Below are 18,076 nucleotides of genomic sequence, written 5' to 3' on the forward strand. Positions count from 1 at the left end.
CCATTCACCCGACCCCTGCGTTCCCTCGAGCGTTACGCGAGAACGCTTCGCCGGAGGCGAGTCATATGAAGGAAATCCTGGACGCGATCCTTGCGCCGGACAGCACCGCGGCCGACTTCGCGGCCGCCCCGCTTCCCGAGTCGTACCGTGCCGTGACCGTGCACAAGGACGAGGCGGACATGTTCGCCGGGCTGCCCAGCCGCGAGAAGGACCCCCGCACGTCGCTGCACCTGGACGAGGTGCCGGTGCCCGAACTCGGCCCCGGCGAGGCGCTGGTGGCCGTGATGGCCAGCTCCGTGAACTACAACTCGGTGTGGACCTCGATCTTCGAGCCGGTGTCCACCTTCGCGTTCCTGGAGCGCTACGGCCGGATCTCGCCGCTCGCCAAGCGCCACGACCTGCCGTACCACGTCATCGGCTCCGACCTGGCGGGCGTCGTGCTGCGCACCGGACCGGGCGTGAACAAGTGGCAGCCCGGCGACCGGGTGGTGGCGCACTGCCTGAGCGTGGAGCTGGAGTCCGCCGACGGGCACAACGACACGATGCTCGACCCCGAGCAGCGGATCTGGGGCTTCGAGACCAATTTCGGCGGCCTGGCGGAGATCGCGCTGGTGAAGTCCAACCAGCTGATGCCCAAGCCGGAGCACCTGAGCTGGGAGGAGGCCGCCGCCCCCGGCCTGGTCAACTCCACCGCGTACCGGCAGCTCGTCTCGCGCAACGGCGCCGGCATGAAGCAGGGCGACAACGTCCTGATCTGGGGCGCCAGCGGCGGACTCGGCTCCTACGCCACGCAGTTCGCGCTGGCCGGCGGCGCCACGCCGATCTGCGTGGTGTCCAGCCCGGAGAAGGCGGCGATCTGCCGGGCGATGGGCGCCGAGGCGATCATCGACCGCACCGCCGAGGAGTACCGGTTCTGGAAGGACGAGCACAACCAGGACCCGCGCGAGTGGAAGCGGTTGGGGGCGCGCATCCGCGAACTGACCGGCGGCGAGGACGTGGACATCGTCTTCGAGCACCCCGGCCGGGAGACCTTCGGCGCGTCGGTCTACGTCACCCGCAAGGGCGGCACCATCGTGACCTGCGCGTCCACCTCGGGCTACCAGCACGAGTACGACAACCGCTACCTGTGGATGAGCCTGAAGCGGATCGTCGGCTCGCACTTCGCCAACTATCGCGAGGCATGGGAGGCCAACCGGCTGATCGCCAAGGGCAAGATCCACCCCACGCTGTCGCGCACCTACACCCTCGCCGAGACCGGTCAGGCCGCGTACGACGTCCACCGCAACCTCCACCAGGGCAAGGTCGGCGTGCTGGCGCTGTCCCCCGAAGAGGGCCTGGGCGTCACGGACTTCGAGACCCGCGAGCGGCACCTGCCGGCCATCAACCGCTTCCGGAACGCCTGATGAAGCCCCGCCAAGCGAGCGAGGCCGCGCCGGAGGCGAGCGAGCGCATCAAAAAGGACCGGCCGTGGCTCATGCGGACCTACGCCGGGCACTCGACCGCCGAGGCCTCCAACGAGCTGTACCGCCGCAACCTCGCCAAGGGCCAGACGGGTCTGTCGGTGGCGTTCGACCTGCCGACCCAGACCGGCTACGACCCGGACCACGTGCTGGCCCGCGGCGAGGTGGGCCGGGTCGGCGTCCCGGTGTCCCATCTCGGCGACATGCGACGGCTGTTCCAGGACATCCCGCTGGAACGCACGAACACCTCGATGACCATCAACGCCACCGCCATGTGGCTGCTGGCGCTCTACCAGGTGGTCGCCGAGGAGCAGGGGCTGGACGCGGAGGCGGTCGCCGGGCTGCAGGGCACCACGCAGAACGACATCGTCAAGGAGTACCTGTCCCGGGGCACGCACGTCTTCCCGCCGGGACCGTCGCTGCGGCTGACCACGGACATGATCACGTACACCGTGAACCACATGCCCAAGTGGAACCCGATCAACATCTGCAGCTACCACCTGCAGGAGGCCGGCGCCACGCCGGTGCAGGAGATCGCCTACGCGATGTCCACCGCGATCGCGGTGCTGGACGCGGTGTTCGCCTCGGGCCAGGTGCCCGAGGAGCGCCGCGGCGAGGTGGTGGCCCGCATCTCCTTCTTCGTCAACGCCGGTGTGCGGTTCGTCGAGGAGATGTGCAAGATGCGGGCGTTCGGCCGCATCTGGGACACCGTGACCCGCGAGCGCTACGGCATCCAGGACCCCAAGCAGCGCCGCTTCCGCTATGGCGTGCAGGTCAACTCCCTCGGCCTGACCGAGGCGCAGCCGGAGAACAACGTCCAGCGGATCGTGCTGGAGATGCTGGCCGTGACCCTGTCCAAGGACGCCAGGGCCCGCGCGGTCCAGCTCCCGGCCTGGAACGAGGCCCTGGGCCTGCCGCGGCCCTGGGACCAGCAGTGGAGCCTGCGCATCCAGCAGGTGCTGGCCCACGAGAGCGACCTGCTGGAGTACGAGGACATCTTCGCCGGTTCCACGGTGATCGAGGAGAAGGTGGCCGGCCTGGTGGATGCGGCCACCGCCGAGATCGACCACATCCAGGAGCTCGGCGGCGTCATGGCGGCCGTGGAGTCCGGCTACCTCAAGGCGCAGCTGGTGTCCTCGCACGCCGAGCGGCGGGCCAGGATCGAGTCCGGCGAGGAGAAGATCGTCGGCGTCAACGTCTACGAGACCACCGAGCCCAACCCGCTGACCGCGAACCTGGACGCGGCGATCATGACCGTCGACCCGGCCAACGAGGCCCGGGTGGTGGCCGCCCTGCACGACTGGCGGCTGGCCCGCGAGGAGCCGCGGGTGCAGAAGGCGCTGGCCGGGCTGCGCGCGGCGGCGGCAGGCACCGGGAACCTGATGGCCCCGACGCTGGAGTGCGCCCGTGCGGGGGTGACCACCGGCGAGTGGGCCTGGGCGCTGCGCGACGTCTTCGGCGAGTTCCGGGCGCCGACCGGGGTGGGCAGCGCCCCGGTGGCGGTCGCCGCCGAGGCGGGCAGCGAGCTGGCCGAGGTGCGGGACCGGGTCGCCCGCACCGCCAAGGAGCTGGGCGGCGGCCGGCTGCGGCTGCTGGTGGGCAAGCCGGGCCTGGACGGGCACTCCAACGGCGCCGAGCAGATCGCCGTCCGCGCCCGCGACGCCGGGTTCGAGGTGGTCTACCAGGGGATCAGGCTGACCCCCGAGCAGATCGTGTCGGCGGCGGTGGCCGAGGACGTGCACTGCGTGGGCTTGTCCATCCTCTCCGGCTCGCACGCGGCGCTGGTGCCCGACGTGCTGGAGAGGCTGCGGCGGGCCGGCGCGGACGACGTGCCCGTGGTCGTCGGCGGCATCATTCCGGCCGCCGACGCGAAGGAACTGCGATCCGCGGGCGTGGCGGCCGTCTTCACGCCCAAGGACTTCGGTATCACCGGGATCATCGGCCGGATCGTGGACGAGATCCGGCTCGCGAACAAGCTGGAGGTATGACTGTGCAGTTCGGGCGCACCTATGAGGAGTTCGAGATCGGTGCGATCTACAAGCACTGGCCCGGGAAGACGGTCACCGAGTACGACGACCATCTCTTCTGCCTCCTCACCATGAACCACCACCCGCTCCACATGGACGCCAACTACGCGGAGAGGACGACCGACTTCGGGCGGAACGTGGTAGTCGGCAACTACGTGTACTCGCTGCTGCTCGGCATGTCGGTCCCCGACGTCTCCGGCAAGGCGATCGCGAACCTGGAGATCGAGTCGCTGCGCCATGTGGCGCCGACGTTCCACGGCGACACCATCTACGGCGAGACCACGGTGCTCGACAAGCGGCCGTCGAAGTCCAAGGACGACCGCGGCATCGTCCACGTGGAGACCCGGGGCTACAAGCAGGACGGCACCCTGGTCTGCGTCTTCCGCCGCAAGGTGATGGTCCCCACGGCCACGTACGTCAAGGAGCGGGGCGGGGAACAGCCCGGCCGCCCGGAGCTGGGAGAGAACTGAGATGGCCAACCGCCTCGCACAGACCGACGGGCTCACGGACATCCAGCAGGAGATCCTGTCCACCGTCCGCAGCTTTGTCGACAAGGAGATCCTGACGGTCGCGACCGAGCTGGAGCACCGCGACGAGTACCCGGCGCAGATCGTCGAGGGCCTCAAGGAACTCGGCATCTTCGGCCTGATGATCCCCGAGGAGTACGGCGGCCTCGGCGAGTCCCTGCTGACCTACGCGCTCACCGTGGAGGAGATCGCCCGCGGCTGGATGAGCGTGTCCGGCATCATCAACACGCACTTCATCGTGGCCTACATGCTCAAGCAGCACGGCACGCAGGAGCAGAAGGACTACTTCCTGCCGCGGATGGCGGCGGGTGAGGTGCGGGGCGCGTTCTCGATGTCCGAGCCGGGGCTGGGCTCCGACGTGTCCGCGATCCGCACCAAGGGCGTGCGCGAGGGCGACTCCTACGTCCTCAACGGCCAGAAGATGTGGCTGACCAACGGCGGCACGTCGAACCTGGTCGCGGTGCTGTGCCGGACCGACGAGGGGCAGCCGGAGGACGCGCCCGCCCACCGGTCGATGACCACCTTCCTGATCGAGAAGGAACCCGGTTTCGGGCCCAACGCGAAGGTCTCCGGGCTCACCGTGCCGGGCAAGATCGAGAAGATGGGCTACAAGGGCGTCGACACCACGGAACTGGTCCTGGAGGACGTCCGGGTGCCGGCGGACCGGGTGCTCGGCGGGGTCACCGGGCGCGGTTTCTACCAGATGATGGACGGCGTCGAGGTCGGCCGGGTCAACGTGGCGGCACGCGGCTGCGGCGTGGCCCGCAGGGCGTTCGAGCTGGGCATCGCGTACGCGCAGCAGCGGCAGACCTTCGGCAAGCCGATCGCGCAGCACCAGGCCATCCAGTTCAAGCTGGCCGACATGGCCACCAAGGTCGAGGCCGCCCACCAGCTCATGGTGAACGCCGCCCGCAAGAAGGACTCCGGACAGCGCAACGACCTCGAGGCCGGCATGGCCAAATATCTCGCCTCGGAGTACTGCAAGGAGGTCGTGGAGGACGCCTTCCGCATCCACGGCGGCTACGGCTTCTCCAAGGAGTACGAGATCGAGCGGCTGTACCGCGAGGCCCCGATGCTGCTGATCGGCGAGGGGACCGCCGAGATCCAGAAAATGATCATCGGACGACGACTCTTGGAGGAGTATCGCATCCAGGGCTGAATGTCCGGTTATGCACGGGTTTTTTCGAGGCAAAAGTCACAGCGGGTCATCGGCGCACGCACCGGAACCAGCCATCGACTCGCCTGCGAGCTTGCCGTGTTGCCGGTGTCAGCCGATACCATCGACGAAAGCCGCCGTCCCCAGAAGCAATTCGCGGCATCCTCCGCTACGAAGGTCTTCCATGCCCCACAGCCATTCCTCTGCACCACGTGGCAGCCGTCCCGGCGTCCGTCTCGCGCGCGGGGCGTCGCCGTGGCTCCTCCCGACCGTGGCCACCGCGGCGGTCAGCCTCGCCAAGGCGCGCCGCTCCGGACGCTGGGCGACGGTGGCCGTACCGGCCACCGCGCTCGCGGCCGGCATGCTGTGGTTCTTCCGCGACCCCGAGCGGGAGATCGCCGAGGGCCGTGTGATCTCCCCGGCCGACGGCGTGGTGCAGAGCATCATGCCGTGGAAGGACGGGCGCACCCGTGTCGCCATCTTCATGAGCCCGCTGAACGTGCACGTGAACCGCGCCCCGCTGGCGGGCACGATCACCTCCGTCGAGCACATCCCCGGCGGATACGTCCCGGCGTTCAACAAGGAGAGCGAGAACAACGAGCGGGTGGTCTGGCACTTCGACACCGAGATCGGCGACGTCGAGATGATCCAGATCGCCGGCGCGGTGGCGCGGCGGATCGTGCCCTACGTGCCGCGCGGCTGCAAGGTCGAGCAGGGCGACCGGATCGGGCTGATCCGCTTCGGCTCCCGCGTCGACGTCTACCTGCCGCAGGGCGTGGAGCCCGCGGTCGAGGTCGGGCAGACCACCACGGCTGGGGTGACACGCCTTGACCGTGACTGAGCCCGACACCAGCCAGTCCACCTGGGTGAGCGAGCTGGAGGAGGACGGTCACGACCTCCCGCTGTCCACCCGGCTCTCCATCGCCGACGCCCTCACGCTGGGCAACGCGATCTGCGGCTTCATGGCCGTCTACTTCACCACCACCGGCGTCCTGGTGCCGCACCTGATGGGCACCAGCGACGGCGGGATGTCCAAGAACAGCGCGGCCAACGCTGTCACGCTGATGCTGATGGCGTCGGTCTTCGACCTGTTCGACGGGCTGGTGGCGCGGAAGCTGCGCAGCTCGGCGATGGGCGCCGAGCTGGACAACCTCTCCGACCTGATCAGCTTCGGCCTGGCGCCGGCGTACTTCGTCGTCGTCTGGGGGCTGGTCACCGACGACGCCCACGGCAAGGTGGCGGCGCTGGCGGCCGTGATGGTGGTGCTGGCGGTGGTGCTGCGCCTCGCCCGCTTCTCCTGCACGACACTGCGGGACGGGGTCTTCCAGGGCATGCCGAGCCCCTTCGGGGCGATGACGGTGGTGTCGCTGGTCCTGCTGGAGCTGCCGTTCGTGCCGACGGTGATCGGCATCGTCGGGGTGGCCTGGCTGATGGTGAGCCGCGTGGAGTACCCGAAGCCGCGGGGCCGGCTGGCCCTGATCACCTTCTGCTGGACGCTGGTCAGCATGGGCTGCCTCGCCGCCTGGACCCTCGGAGTCCCCAGCGGCCACCAGCTCCTCCAGGCCGGCTGCGCCCTCCAGTGCACGGCCGCGGCGGTCATCCCGTGCTTCGCGACCACCCGCCGGGTCAACACCATCCGCGCCGCCCGGCGTGAGGCCCGCGCCGCCACCCGCTAGTCCCTCCAGGCCCGCCCTGGAACCACGAAGGGCCCGCGCCCTTCCGCGTCGCACACGGCGCATCCGTCGCACCCGTCCGGGGCGAGTCCTTTCCCAGGGGGCTCGCCCCGGACGTGTGTGGGGGGCGCTCCCGGCCGCGCGGCCGGGAGCAGGTGTCAGGCGAGCAGCGGGCTTCCGGCGTGCATCAGGCGTCAGACGAGGAAGGTGTCGCGCGCCAGGACGGCCGCGGTCGCTTCCAGCAGCTCCGCCGCGTTCGCGATGCAGCGCGGGAGGTCCGGCTCCAGGTCCGTGAGGGCGTAGGCACGGCGGATGCCCGCGGCCTGGAGCGTCTCCGGGCTCAGGGCGAGGCGGCCGCAGACCGCCAGGACGGGGATCCCGCGGGCCCGGGCGGCCTGCGCCACCCCGACCGGCGCCTTCCCGTGCAGCGTCTGCTCGTCCAGCGACCCCTCCCCCGTGATCACCAGGTCCGCCCGCTCCAGCGCGGGCCCGAACCCGAGCACCTCGAAGAGCACCTCGATCCCGGGCCGGAACGTCGCGCCCAGGCCGGCCAGGGCACCGTAGCCGATCCCCCCGGCCGCGCCGGCGCCCGGCGCGTCCACCGAGCGCTGGTCGCCCAGGGCCTCGGCGAACCGTCCCAGCGCCGCGTCGAGCGCCTCCACGTCGACCGGCGACGCGCCCTTCTGCGGCCCGTACACCGCCGCCGCGCCCTTGGGCCCGAGCAGCGGGTTGTCGACGTCGCTGGCCAGCACGATCTCGGTGTCCGCCAGCCGGGGGTCCAGCCCGCCGAGGTCGGCGGTCGCCAGGCCGGCCAGCGGCCCGCCGCCGGGGCTGACCGGCTGCCCCGACGCGTCCAGCAGCCGCGCGCCGAGCGCGGTGAGCATGCCGGCGCCGCCGTCCGTGGTGGCGCTGCCGCCCACTCCGAGCACGATCGTGCGGGCCCCCGCGTCCAGCGCGGCGCGCAGCAGCTCCCCGGTTCCGTACGTGGTGGCGGTCAGCGGCGCGAAGACGCCGGGCGGCAGGTGCCGCAGCCCGGAGGCCTCGGCCATCTCGACCACGGCGGTGTCGCCGCGGAGCGCGTAGACCGCCTCCACCGGCGTTCCGAGGGGGCCGGTCACCGTGACCGTGCGCCGTTCGAAGCCGGCGGCCACGGCCGCGTCCACCGTGCCGTCACCGCCGTCGGCCACCGGCAGCGACTCCACGCTCAGCGCGGGGACGACCGAGCGGAGCCCGGCCTCGACGTGGGCGGCGACCTCGACGGCGGTCAGCGAGCCCTTGAACTTGTCGGCGGCGATCAGCACGCGCGCGGGTGATTCAGTTGCAGCATCGGACACGGGGTGTTCTCCATCCGAAACGGTACGTCGCGCCGTCGCGACCCTATCCCGCCGAGAGCCCGGCCGCCCATGGCCACTCCGCATAGGTTGGTGCCATGAGCACCGACTTCGCCGCGTACATCGCGGGTCTGCCCAAGATCCTCGCGGGTGCGAACACGCTGTTCCGTTCGGCTGACGGCCGCGTCCTGCTGGTCGAGCCGAACTACCGGGACGACGGGACGTGGACCCTGCCGGGCGGCACGGTCGAGTCCGACGACGGCGAGACGCCCCGGCAGGCGGCCCGCCGGGAGTCGCTGGAGGAGATCGGCCTGGACCTGCCGCCCGGGGCGCTGCTGGCCGTCGACTGGATCGTCTGGCCCGGACGCCCGGCGCTGACGAGCTTCCTGTACGACGGCGGGGTGCTCACCGAGCAGCAGCTCAGCGCGGTGCACGTTCAGGAGGAGGAGCTGGACTCGTGGCGCCTGGTCTCCGTCGAGGAGCTCGACCGGTACCTCACCGCCGGGGCGGCGCGCAGGGTCAGGGCGGCGCTCGCCGCGTTGTTCGCCGGGACGGGTCCCGCCGAACTGGTCAACGGGCGCAGGGCCGACTCCGTCGCGGCCCCCGACACCCCCTGACCCTCCCCTCCGCCCAGGTAGGGCTGGGCCCCCGCCCGCGTAGCGCTTGGCCTCCGCCCGCATAGGGCTGCGCTCCCGACCCGGCTCGGGCTCCACCCGGGTGCGCCCCGACAGGGGCGCGGGGTCCCCCAGGCTCCGCCCGGGGGGTGCCCCCAGCGCGAGCAACCCACCACCGGGCCGCTGGTCCGGAGCGGACCGAACTGCCCCTTCGGGGCGGATGGCGGAGTGCGGCACGCGCTGTGGCTGCTCGCGCAGTTCCCCGCGCCCCTGATGGTTGCCCTTCGCCCGAACAGGGCGAGCCGTACTCCGTACGAGGCGAGCCGCAGTCCGCGCAGGGCGAACCGCGAATTCAGGGGGTCGGGACGACCATCCAGTCGAGGAGCGGCGTGCTCTGGAGACAGACCAGCACGCACATGAAGGCCAGGAACGCCACACTCCACCCGAAGACCCTGCGGAACAGAACCCCCTCACGCCCTTCGTAGCCCACCGCGGCAGCGGCAATCGCCAGGTTCTGCGGCGAGATCATCTTGCCCAGCACCCCTCCGGAGGAGTTCGCCGCCGCCATCAGCGTGGGCGACAGCCCCGCCTGGTGCGCGGCCGTGATCTGGAGCGCGCCGAACAGGGAGTTGGACGAGGTGTCCGAGCCGGTGACGGCGACCCCGAGCCAGCCGAGTATCGGCGACAGGAACGCGAAGGCCCCGCCGGCCCCCGCGACCCACAGCCCGAGCGTCGTGGTCTGCCCGGACTCGTTCATCACGTAGCCGAGGCCGAGCACCAGCATCACCGTGACGATGGCGGTGCGCAGCTGCACCAGGGTGCGCCCGTAGGCCCGCAGGGTGCGGCGCGGGCCGATCTGCACCAGCACCAGCGTCAGCAGCCCGGCGATGAGCAGCAGCGTCCCCGCGGCGGAGAGGTAGTTGAGCTTGAAGGTGGTGGCGACCGGGTCGCCGGACGCCTTGGTGATGTGCAGCCCGGGCCAGCGGACGATCTGGGTGACCCGTTCGAGCCCCGTGCCGTGCTGCCCGGGCTTGGCCGGTGCCGTGCCGGTGATCGCCGGGACCCGCGTGGCCAGCACGAACACCACGATGATCGCCAGGTACGGCACGTAGGCCTTGACAACCTCCCACGGCGCGTCAGGCTCGGCGGGCCGCCGCTGGGCGCCCGGGCCGCCGCCCGCCAGAGCGGGAGTGGGTCCCTCCCCGGGGCCGTCCGCCTCGCGCTCCTGGTACGCCTCGGACACCTGCCACACCCGGGTGAAGGCGAGGACCGCCAGTGCGGAGGCCAGCGCGGCGATGATGTCGGCGAGCGGGACCGACCAGAAGTTCGCCGACAGGTACTGGAAGACGGCGAAGGTGAAGCCGCAGACCAGCGCGGGCGCCCAGGTCTGGCGCAGCCCGCGGCGGCCGTCGACGATGAGGACCAGGGCCAGGGGCACGAACAGCGCGAGCACCGGCGTCTGGCGTCCGACCATCGCGCCCAGGTGGTTCACGGGCAGGTCGGTGACGCCGGACAGCGTGGTGATGGGCACGGCGAGGGCGCCGAACGCCACGGGCGCGGTGTTCGCCACCAGCGCCACCGTGGCCGCCTTCAGCGGCTTGAAGCCGAGCGCGATGAGCATCACCGAACTGATCGCGACCGGCGTGCCGAAGCCGGCCAGCGCCTCCATCAGCGCGCCGAACGAGAAGGCGATGATGATCGCCTGGACCCGCTGGTCGTCGCTGATCGAGGCGAAGGAGCGGCGCAGCACGTCGAAGTGCCCGGTCTCCACGGTGAGGTTGTAGACCCAGATCGCGTTGATGACGATCCACATGATCGGGAAGAACCCGAACGCGGCGCCGAGCGCCGCGCTGTCCAGGGCGTCGCCGACGGGCATGGAGGAGACGGCGACGGCGAGCACGAGGGCGGCCGCGAGCCCGACGAGGGAGGCGAGCCAGGCTCTGACTCTCAGGACACCGAGGAGCACGAAGAGGACGAGCAGCGGGAGGACGGCGACGAGGGAGGACAGGCCGAGGGAGTCGGCCACCGGGCTGTAGTCCTGCTGGTAGGCGGCAAGCACCATGGGATGCACCCTTTTCTGCGACGCCGGGGGTACCCGGCCGGACGGGGGCAGGGGTTCACCGGGGCGGGCGGTCGGCCCGCGGCGGCGTCAGGGGCCCGCGGTGCGGGCGACGGTGGTGCCGGGGCCGTCGAGGGCGCCGGCCAGCCACTGCTCGGCGGGCAGGCCGCGGATCGAGGCGTCGAGCACCTGCACGGTGTGGGCGACGGGCATGCGCCGGCCGCTGCGGGCCAGTGCGGTCCCGACCTGCATCCAGCAGCCGGGGTTGGCGGTGACCATGGCCTGGGCGCCGGTGGCGAGGATCGCTGCGGCCTTGCGGTCGCCGAGTTCACCGGCGGGCCCGGGATGCAGCAGGTTGTAGGTGCCGGCGCTGCCGCAGCACAGTTCGGGTTCGGCCGGTTCCCTCAGTTCCAGGCCGGGGACGGCGGACAGCAGCCGGCGCGGCTGGGCGCGGACGCCCTGGGCGTGGGCGAGGTGGCAGGCGTCCTGGTAGGCGACGGTGACCGGCAGCGGGTGGCGGGTCGCCACCGGCCCGAGCTCGTCGAGGAGTTCGGTGACGTCCCTGACGCGGGCGGCCAGTGCCGCGGCGCGCGCGGCCCAGCCGCCGGGTTCGTCGCGGAGCAGGTGGCCGTACTCCTTGAGGTGGGAGCCGCAGCCGGCGGCGTTGACCACGATGGCGTCGGCGTCGGCCGCTTCGAGCGTCTCGATCGTCCGGCGGGCGAAGCGCAGTGCCTCGTCCTCGCGGCCCGCGTGCCCGGACAGGGCGCCGCAGCAGCCCTGGCCCCGGGGCACCAGCACGTCGCAGCCCTCGGCGGCCAGGACGCGTACGGTCGCGACGTTGACGTCGGGGAAGAACGCGCCCTGCACGCAGCCCGTGAGCAGGGCGACGGTGCGGCGCCGGACGCCGGCCGCGGGGGTGCGGGCCGGCAGCCGCGGCGCCGGCCCGAGGGCCGGGGCGAGCTCTTCCATGGCCCGCAGCGGCGCGGGCAGCCGCCGCAGGATCCCGGTACGGGCCAGCAGCCGGCCGAGGTGTGCGGCCTGGTAGGCGCGCAGCAGGGCGCGCACCGCCCGCAGCCGCCGCGGGCGGGGGAAGAGGGCGTACACGGCGGCCCGCAGCAGCCGTTCGGTGCGCGGGCGGGTCACGCGCCGTTCGAGCTGCGCGCGGGCGGCGCCGATGAGCTTGTCGTACTGGACGCCGGAGGGGCAGGCGGTCACGCAGGACATGCAGCCCAGGCACTGGTCGAGGTGGCGGACGCTGCTCGCGTCGAAGGCGTCGCCCTGCAGCCCGGCCTTGATGAGGTCGATGCGGCCGCGCGGGCTGTCCATCTCCTCGCCCCACAGCACGTAGGTGGGACAGGTGGGCAGGCAGAACCCGCAGTGCACGCAGTCCCCCGCCAGCGCGGCGTCCGGCGGGCGGTGACCGTCGAAGGCCGGCCCGGGCGGAACGGTGAATCCGGGCATCCCCAGGCCCACGGTCGCGGCGTCGGCGCTGCCGGCCACCTCGCCGCCGTAGGCAGGGGTGGGTTCGCCGGGCCGGGGCGCGGGGTCGGGGGTGGCGGTGGGCATCACAGGCCTCCCAGCAGCCGGCCGGGCGACAGCCGCCGCTCGGGGTCGAACCGGTCCTTGACGCGGGTCATCAGCGGGAACGCGTCGCCGGTCGGCCCCCAGTGCTCGGCCGCGCCGCGTGCCGGGCCCGCCGCGGCGAGGACCACGGCCGAGCCGTCGTACGGCGTGAGGGCCGCGCGCAGCTCCGCGAGGCCGGTGCCGGCGGGGACGGCGGCGTAGGCGACGCCGGTGCAGGCCGAGAACGTGCCGTGCGGGCCGGGCGCACCGGACGGCCGTCCGTCGAGTGCCCCGAGGACGTCGAGGACGCGCGGCAGCGCGAACGGCTCGTAGGCCAGGCGCAGCACGAGGTCGCCCTCGGGGCGGTGCCCGAACCAGCCGGGCAGGGCGTCGGCGACGCGGCCGGCGCCGAGCAGCGCGACGGTGTCCCGGGCCTGCGCGCGCACGGACGCGGCAGTGCTTTCGAAGAGGACGACGAGCTCGCCGCCGGGAGCGGCGGCGTCCCACTTCAGTTCGGCGGCGGTGGGCGTGAGGGTGGACCGGGCGAGCAGGGCGGCGTACCGGCCGGCCTGGGCGCTGTCGTGCACGGGCACGGTGACGGTGGCCCGGGCGGGCTGCCGCGGGTGCAGCCGCCAGGTGGTGGACACCACGACGCCCAGGGAGCCGTGCGCGCCGGTGTAGAGCTTGCCGAGGTCGTATCCGGCGACGTTCTTGACGACCTTTCCGCCCGCGCGGGCGACCGTGCCGTCGGCGAGCACCACCGTGACGCCGATCAGCAGGTCCCGCACCGTGCCGTAGCGCAGCCGCCGGGGGCCGGAGGCGTTGGCGCTGACGATCCCGCCGAGGGTCGCGTCCGGTTCCGGCGGGTCGAGGGCGAGCATCTGGCCGTGGTCGGCGAGGCATTCCTGGAGGGCGGCGAGGGGCACCCCGGCCTCGGCCACGACGACGAGGTCACCGGGCAGGTACTCGGTGATCCGGCAGAGGCCGCCGGTGCGCAGCAGCAGGTCGCACGAGGTGGGCGGCGCGGCCCAGCCGGTCTTCGTGCCGGCGCCGACGGGCACGACCGTGCCGGAGGTGCCGCGCAGGAGCTCGGCGGTCTCGGCGACGCTCTCCGGGCGGGCCCGGGCGGTGTCCGGGCCCGCGATCGCCGGGGGCGGGGTCCGCGGTGCTCCGCCCATGTCAGAACACCTCGCCGAGCGCGGGGTCCCGGCCGGGGTCGTCGGCGGTGCGCACGCCGGGGCGTTCCCCGCACAGCCGCGGGGTGGGGAACAGCTTGCCGGGATTGGCGAGTCCCGCCGGGTCGAACGCGCACCGCAGCCGGTGCATGGTGTCGAGGTCGTCCGCGGTGAACTGCCGTGCCATCTTGGCCTTCTTCTCCACGCCGACACCGTGTTCGCCGGTGATGGAGCCGCCCGCGTCGACGCACAGGTCGAGGATGGCCGAGCCGAGGTCCTCGGCGGCGGCCTCGGCGCCGGGAACGGTGTCGTCGAAGAGGATCAGCGGGTGCAGGTTGCCGTCACCGGCGTGGAAGACGTTGGCGACGCGGATCCCGGCCGCGTCGGCGAGCCGCCCGATCTCGGTGAGGATCTCCGGCAGGCGGGTGCGCGGGATGACGCCGTCCTGGACGTAGTAGGCCGGGCTGATCCGCCCGACCGCGGCGAACGCCGACTTGCGGCCCTTCCAGATCAGGTCGCGTTCTGCCGCGTCGCGTGCGACACGGGTCTCGAACGCGGCCCGGGCGGTGGCGAGCCGCACCACCTGCTCGAACTGTTCGGCGACCTCGGCGGCGGGCCCGTCGAGTTCGACCACCAGGACGGCGGCCGCGCCCTCGGGGTATCCGCAGCGCACGGCGGCCTCGGCCGCCTCGATGGCCAGCGCGTCCATCATCTCGACGGCCGCGGGCACGATGCCCGCGGCGATGATGTCGCTGACGGTGCCGGCCGCGCCCTCGACCGTGCGGTAGCCGAGCAGCAGGGTGCGGACGGTCTCGGGGGCCTGGACGGTGCGCAGGGTGACGCGGGTGGCGACGCCGAGTGTGCCCTCGCTGCCGACGAAGGCGCCGAGCAGGTCGTAGCCGGGGTGTTCGGGCGCGGTGCCGCCGAGGTGCACCACCTCGCCGTCGGGCAGCACCACTTCGGCCCCGGTGACGTGGTTGACGGTGAAGCCGTACTTCAGGCAGTGCGCGCCGCCGGCGTTCTCGGCCACGTTGCCGCCGATGGAGCAGACCTGCTGGGAGGAGGGGTCGGGCGCGTAGGCCTGCCCGTGCGGCGCGGCCTCGCGGGTGACCCAGAGGTTGACGACGCCGGGTTCGACCTCGACGCGGGCGTTGTCGGGGTCGACGGACAGGACGCGGCGCAGCCGGGAGAGCACCACCAGCACGCCGTCGGCGACCGGGACGGCGCCGCCGGACAGCCCGGTCCCCGATCCGCGGGCCACGAACGGCACTCCGGCCTGGGCGCACAATCGCACGGCCGCGACCACGTCGTCGCGGCCGGCGGCGAGGACGACGACGGCGGGCTGCACGCGGACGGTGGCCAGGCCGTCGCAGGCGTAGGTGCGCACCTGCGCCGGATCGGTGAGGACGTGGGCGGCGCCGATGCGGTCGCGCAGTCGGCCCGCGAGCAGGTCGATCCGCGTGTCACTCATGGTCTCGCATGGCGGCTCTCCAGGCGTGGACGACATGGCCGTTTCCACCAGTCGGTAGCCCCCTACCGAATGATGGAAGGATGCGCCCGTGGCGTGATCGCGTCAACCCCCTGGGAGCCGGGCGGTCAGGCCTTCGGGATGTCGAAGTAGTGCGTGAGGAACCCGGCCAGCTTGATGTCGCCCTTGAGCTTGAGCTTGCGGGTGAAGAACAGGGTGGGGCCGGAGGCGTTGCCGGAGACCAGTTTCAGGAACTCGGGGGCGGCCATGGTGAGGCTGAGCTGCGGGGTGCGCTCGGTTCGCTCGTCCGTCACCGTGCAGGCGCCCTCGGCGATGTGCGTCTCGTAGACGTCCCCGTCGCCCTCGGCGCCGGTGATCTTCCAGCGGATCAGCGCGTCACGCTTGCCGGCCGCAGCGGGACGGAAGCGGGTGTGCATCCGGCCGAAGACCTCGTCGAGCACGCGGCGTCGCTGCGGGCCGTCCATCAGGGCGGCCAGGCGGGCGGCGCTCAGCCCCTTCACGATCCGGGCGAACTCCTCGGGCTCCACCGAGCCGAAGTCCAGCGTGTCCAGGTCGAGATCGTCGAGCGCGGCCATCCCCGGCACCCTCTTCCTTACTCCTGAGTAAGTTTACTGAGGGGTAAGGATAGGTACGCGGGACGCCCGTGACAAGGAGGCCCCGGCCGACCCGCCGCCGCGCCACCCGTCCGGGTGTGCGGCTCCCGCGCTCACGCCCGGGACGCGGCGGTGCGGCGCAGATGGCGCAGCACCGCCAGCGCCGCGTTGTGGCCGCTCATGCCGTGCACGCCCGGTCCGGGCGGGGTCGCGGACGAGCAGAGGAAGACGCCGGGGCGCCGGGTGGCGTAGGGGATCGCCGCCAGCCGCGGGCGCAGCACGCTCTGCAGTCCGGAGAAGGCGCCGCACGCGATGTCCCCGCCCACGTAGTTGGCGTTGCGGGCGGCGAGAGCGGACGGCCCGGTGACCGCCCGGGCCAGTACAAGGTCCCGGAACCCGGGGGCGAAGCGCTCGATCTGCCGCTCGACCGCGTCGGTGGCGTCGCCGTGCCAGCCGTGCGGGACATGCGCGTAGGCCCAGAACACGTGCTTGCCCTCGGGCGCCCGCGACGGGTCCACGACGCACGGCTGCGAGGTGATCAGGAACGGCGTCTGCGGCGGCCGGCCGGTGACCGCGCGGGTCAGCGCGTCGCCGATCTCGGTGTACGTGGGCCCGATGTGCACCGTCCCGGCGCGGCGGGCCTCCGGCGCGGTCCACGGCACCGGGCCGTCCAGCGCGTAGTCCAGCTTGAACACCGAGGGGCCGTAGCGGTAGCCGCGGTAGCTGTCGCCGAGGGAGGCGATCCGGGCCAGGGCGGTCGGCGAGGTGTCGAACAGGTAGGCCCGGGCGGGCGGCAGTTCGTCCAGCTTGCGGACCGTCACACCGGTGTGGATCACGCCGCCGAGCTCGGCCAGGTAGCCGGCCAGGGCGTCGGAGATCGCCTGGGAGCCGCCGCGGGCCACCGGCCAGCCGCGTTCGTGCCCGGCCAGCGCGAACATCATCGCCATGGCGCCGGTGAACGGCTCCCGCAGCCGGCAGATCGCGTGTCCGGCGAGCCCGGCGAAGAAGCCGCGGGCCTTCTGATCGCGGAACATCTTGGCCAGGACCGCGACCGGCGGCGTCCCGGTGAGCCCGAACCGCACGAACCGGTAGGGGTCGCGCGGCAGTCCGGCCCACGGCGGGCGGAAGAAGTCGGCGGCGACGGCGTTCCAGTGGCCGGTGTACGGCTCCAGCAGCCGCCGGTAGGTCCCGGCGTCGCGCGGGCCGAGCGAGGCGGCCGTCTCGCCGACGGTGCGGCCGAGCACCGCGGCCGTCCCGTCGGGAAAGGGGTGCGCCATGGGGAGTTCGGGCTGCAGCCACTCCAGGCCGTGGCGGGCCAGCGGCAGGCCGCGGAAGGCGGGTGAGCCGATGCCGAAGGGGTGCACGGCCGAGCAGGGGTCGTGCCGGAAGCCGGGCAGCGTCAGTTCCTCGGTGCGCGCGCCGCCGCCGACGGTGTCGGCCGCCTCGTAGACCTGCACCGACAGTCCCGCGCGGGCGAGTTCGGCGGCCGCGGTCAGTCCGTTGGGCCCGGCGCCGACGACGACCGCGTCGGCCAGGACGGCGCGGCTCATCGCGCACCGCCCAGCAGGTCGATCACGCGGCGGGCGGTGGCCTCGTCGCGGGCCACCGTGAACGGCAGGGCGTTGCCGCCGGCGATGCGGAACGGCGCCCCTTGCACGGTCAGGCTGCTCGCGCCGGCCTCGGCGGTCAGCAGCAGTCCGGCGGCGTGGTCCCAGGGCGCCTCCCAGAAGAAGGCGACGCCGTCCGTCAGCCCGCGCGCCACGTCCAGATAGGCCAGGCCCGCGCAGGTGCACGGCGTGCAGACGGCGCCGGCCGCCTCCAGGCGGTCCAGGGCCTCGCGTTCGGCGGGGGTGCGGAAGACGGGGTTGGAGGTCCACAGCCGCAGCGGCCCGTCGCCGCCGGTCCGCAGCGGCACGCCGTCGAGCAACGCGCCGCGCCCGCGGCGCGCGGTGGCGAACAGCCCGCGTATCGGCGCGTACGTCCAGGACGCCAGCGGTTCGCCGCGGTGCACCAGGGCGACCAGGGTGGCGAAGCCGTCCTCGCCGCGGACGAAGGCGGCGGTGCCGTCGACCGGGTCGACGACCCACACCGGGTCGTCCCCGCCCAGCCGGTCCAGCACCGCGGGGTCGGCGCTCACCGCCTCCTCCCCGACGACGACGGAGCCGGGGAGGAGAGCGGTGAGCTGCTCGGTCAGGCGCTCCTCGGCGCGCCGGTCGGCCGTGGTCACCAGGTCGTGCGGGCCGGTCTTGACCGCTATGTCGCTGTCGGCGAGCGCCCGCCAGCGCGGGACGACCTCGGCCGCGACCACCTGCCTGACCGCGGCCTCCACCGCGGCGAGCAGCCCGTCCCCGACGCCGTCCTTGTCCGCGGCCGCACTCATGACCGCACCGACCTCGATGCCCATGGAGC

At 73.0% G+C, this 18,076-nt stretch carries 15 protein-coding genes; 7 read left to right on the forward strand and 8 right to left on the reverse strand.

Annotated features, from left to right (window positions below):
* The first annotated feature begins 65 nt into the window (after nucleotides 1–65).
* The 6 genes from ccrA (at nucleotide 66) to pssA (ending at nucleotide 6,846) form a co-directional block, all read left to right on the forward strand.
* Nucleotides 66–1,403, forward strand: coding sequence for a crotonyl-CoA carboxylase/reductase (ccrA, locus tag K7862_RS09915; RefSeq protein WP_222962090.1), 1,338 nt, complete (start codon nucleotides 66–68; stop codon nucleotides 1,401–1,403).
* The gene (locus K7862_RS09920) at nucleotides 1,403–3,448 is read left to right on the forward strand and encodes an ethylmalonyl-CoA mutase (protein WP_222962091.1); all 2,046 of its coding nucleotides are present in this window, start codon (nucleotides 1,403–1,405) and stop codon (nucleotides 3,446–3,448) included. The genes ccrA and K7862_RS09920 overlap by 1 nt, the downstream gene beginning before the upstream one ends.
* A 2-nt stretch (nucleotides 3,449–3,450) precedes the next feature.
* Nucleotides 3,451–3,957, forward strand: a complete 507-nt coding sequence (locus tag K7862_RS09925; RefSeq protein WP_222962178.1) for a MaoC family dehydratase — start codon at nucleotides 3,451–3,453, stop codon at nucleotides 3,955–3,957.
* 1 nt (nucleotide 3,958) lies between these two features.
* Nucleotides 3,959–5,173: an acyl-CoA dehydrogenase family protein gene (locus tag K7862_RS09930; protein ID WP_222962092.1), complete on the forward strand. Its 1,215-nt coding sequence runs from the start codon at nucleotides 3,959–3,961 to the stop codon at nucleotides 5,171–5,173.
* Nucleotides 5,174–5,354: 181 nt separating this feature from the next.
* Nucleotides 5,355–6,011 (forward strand): phosphatidylserine decarboxylase, encoded by a 657-nt coding sequence (locus K7862_RS09935; protein ID WP_222962093.1) that lies wholly within the window; start codon nucleotides 5,355–5,357, stop codon nucleotides 6,009–6,011.
* On the forward strand, nucleotides 5,998–6,846 hold the full coding sequence (gene pssA, locus K7862_RS09940; protein ID WP_222962094.1) for a CDP-diacylglycerol--serine O-phosphatidyltransferase: 849 nt from the start codon (nucleotides 5,998–6,000) through the stop codon (nucleotides 6,844–6,846). The genes K7862_RS09935 and pssA overlap by 14 nt, the downstream gene beginning before the upstream one ends.
* A 191-nt stretch (nucleotides 6,847–7,037) precedes the next feature.
* On the opposite strand, the gene K7862_RS09945 is transcribed toward pssA, so the two are convergent.
* Nucleotides 7,038–8,177, reverse strand: coding sequence for a glycerate kinase (locus K7862_RS09945; RefSeq protein ID WP_308011922.1), 1,140 nt, complete (start codon nucleotides 8,175–8,177; stop codon nucleotides 7,038–7,040).
* Nucleotides 8,178–8,272: 95 nt separating this feature from the next.
* On the opposite strand from K7862_RS09945, the gene K7862_RS09950 reads away from it, so the two are divergent.
* Nucleotides 8,273–8,791 carry an NUDIX domain-containing protein gene (locus K7862_RS09950; protein WP_222962096.1) on the forward strand — a complete coding sequence of 173 codons (519 nt, stop codon included), beginning with the start codon at nucleotides 8,273–8,275 and terminating at the stop codon, nucleotides 8,789–8,791.
* Nucleotides 8,792–9,140: 349 nt separating this feature from the next.
* Here the strand turns inward: K7862_RS09950 and K7862_RS09955 are convergent, their stop codons facing one another.
* From K7862_RS09955 to K7862_RS09985, 7 genes are all read right to left on the reverse strand, one after another.
* Nucleotides 9,141–10,850 carry an L-lactate permease gene (locus tag K7862_RS09955; RefSeq protein WP_222962097.1) on the reverse strand — a complete coding sequence of 570 codons (1,710 nt, stop codon included), beginning with the start codon at nucleotides 10,848–10,850 and terminating at the stop codon, nucleotides 9,141–9,143.
* Between the two features lie 87 nt (nucleotides 10,851–10,937).
* A complete protein-coding gene (locus K7862_RS09960; RefSeq protein WP_222962098.1) occupies nucleotides 10,938–12,413 on the reverse strand; it encodes a (Fe-S)-binding protein in 1,476 nt (491 codons plus the stop codon).
* Nucleotides 12,413–13,588: an FAD-binding oxidoreductase gene (locus tag K7862_RS09965; RefSeq protein WP_222962099.1), complete on the reverse strand. Its 1,176-nt coding sequence runs from the start codon at nucleotides 13,586–13,588 to the stop codon at nucleotides 12,413–12,415. The genes K7862_RS09960 and K7862_RS09965 overlap by 1 nt, the downstream gene beginning before the upstream one ends.
* Nucleotide 13,589: 1 nt before the next feature.
* The gene (locus K7862_RS09970; protein ID WP_222962100.1) at nucleotides 13,590–15,056 is read right to left on the reverse strand and encodes an FAD-linked oxidase C-terminal domain-containing protein; all 1,467 of its coding nucleotides are present in this window, start codon (nucleotides 15,054–15,056) and stop codon (nucleotides 13,590–13,592) included.
* 125 nt (nucleotides 15,057–15,181) lie between these two features.
* Nucleotides 15,182–15,649 (reverse strand): SCP2 sterol-binding domain-containing protein, encoded by a 468-nt coding sequence (locus K7862_RS09975; protein WP_222962101.1) that lies wholly within the window; start codon nucleotides 15,647–15,649, stop codon nucleotides 15,182–15,184.
* Nucleotides 15,650–15,780: 131 nt separating this feature from the next.
* A complete protein-coding gene (locus K7862_RS09980; protein WP_222962102.1) occupies nucleotides 15,781–17,217 on the reverse strand; it encodes a phytoene desaturase family protein in 1,437 nt (478 codons plus the stop codon).
* Nucleotides 17,214–18,071 (reverse strand): inositol monophosphatase family protein, encoded by an 858-nt coding sequence (locus tag K7862_RS09985; RefSeq protein WP_372461543.1) that lies wholly within the window; start codon nucleotides 18,069–18,071, stop codon nucleotides 17,214–17,216. The genes K7862_RS09980 and K7862_RS09985 overlap by 4 nt, the downstream gene beginning before the upstream one ends.
* Nucleotides 18,072–18,076: the final 5 nt, after the last annotated feature.

This window comes from Actinacidiphila acidipaludis (assembly GCF_019890725.1).
In the GTDB taxonomy this organism is placed as follows: Bacteria; Actinomycetota; Actinomycetes; order Streptomycetales; family Streptomycetaceae; genus Actinacidiphila; species Actinacidiphila acidipaludis.

Bases quoted from the DNA above. Each gene is read 5' to 3' on its own strand.
- ccrA (WP_222962090.1), top strand. From the start codon at position 66: ATGAAGGAAATCCTGGACGCGATCCTTGCGCCGGACAGCACCGCGGCC.
- K7862_RS09920 (WP_222962091.1), top strand. From the start codon at position 1,403: ATGAAGCCCCGCCAAGCGAGCGAGGCCGCGCCGGAGGCGAGCGAGCGC.
- K7862_RS09930 (WP_222962092.1), top strand. From the start codon at position 3,959: ATGGCCAACCGCCTCGCACAGACCGACGGGCTCACGGACATCCAGCAG.
- K7862_RS09935 (WP_222962093.1), top strand. From the start codon at position 5,355: ATGCCCCACAGCCATTCCTCTGCACCACGTGGCAGCCGTCCCGGCGTC.
- K7862_RS09950 (WP_222962096.1), top strand. From the start codon at position 8,273: ATGAGCACCGACTTCGCCGCGTACATCGCGGGTCTGCCCAAGATCCTC.
- K7862_RS09955 (WP_222962097.1), bottom strand. From the start codon at position 10,850: ATGGTGCTTGCCGCCTACCAGCAGGACTACAGCCCGGTGGCCGACTCC.
- K7862_RS09960 (WP_222962098.1), bottom strand. From the start codon at position 12,413: ATGCCCACCGCCACCCCCGACCCCGCGCCCCGGCCCGGCGAACCCACC.
- K7862_RS09965 (WP_222962099.1), bottom strand. From the start codon at position 13,588: ATGGGCGGAGCACCGCGGACCCCGCCCCCGGCGATCGCGGGCCCGGAC.
- K7862_RS09970 (WP_222962100.1), bottom strand. From the start codon at position 15,056: ATGAGTGACACGCGGATCGACCTGCTCGCGGGCCGACTGCGCGACCGC.
- K7862_RS09975 (WP_222962101.1), bottom strand. From the start codon at position 15,649: ATGGCCGCGCTCGACGATCTCGACCTGGACACGCTGGACTTCGGCTCG.
- K7862_RS09980 (WP_222962102.1), bottom strand. From the start codon at position 17,217: ATGAGCCGCGCCGTCCTGGCCGACGCGGTCGTCGTCGGCGCCGGGCCC.
- K7862_RS09985 (WP_372461543.1), bottom strand. From the start codon at position 18,071: ATGGGCATCGAGGTCGGTGCGGTCATGAGTGCGGCCGCGGACAAGGAC.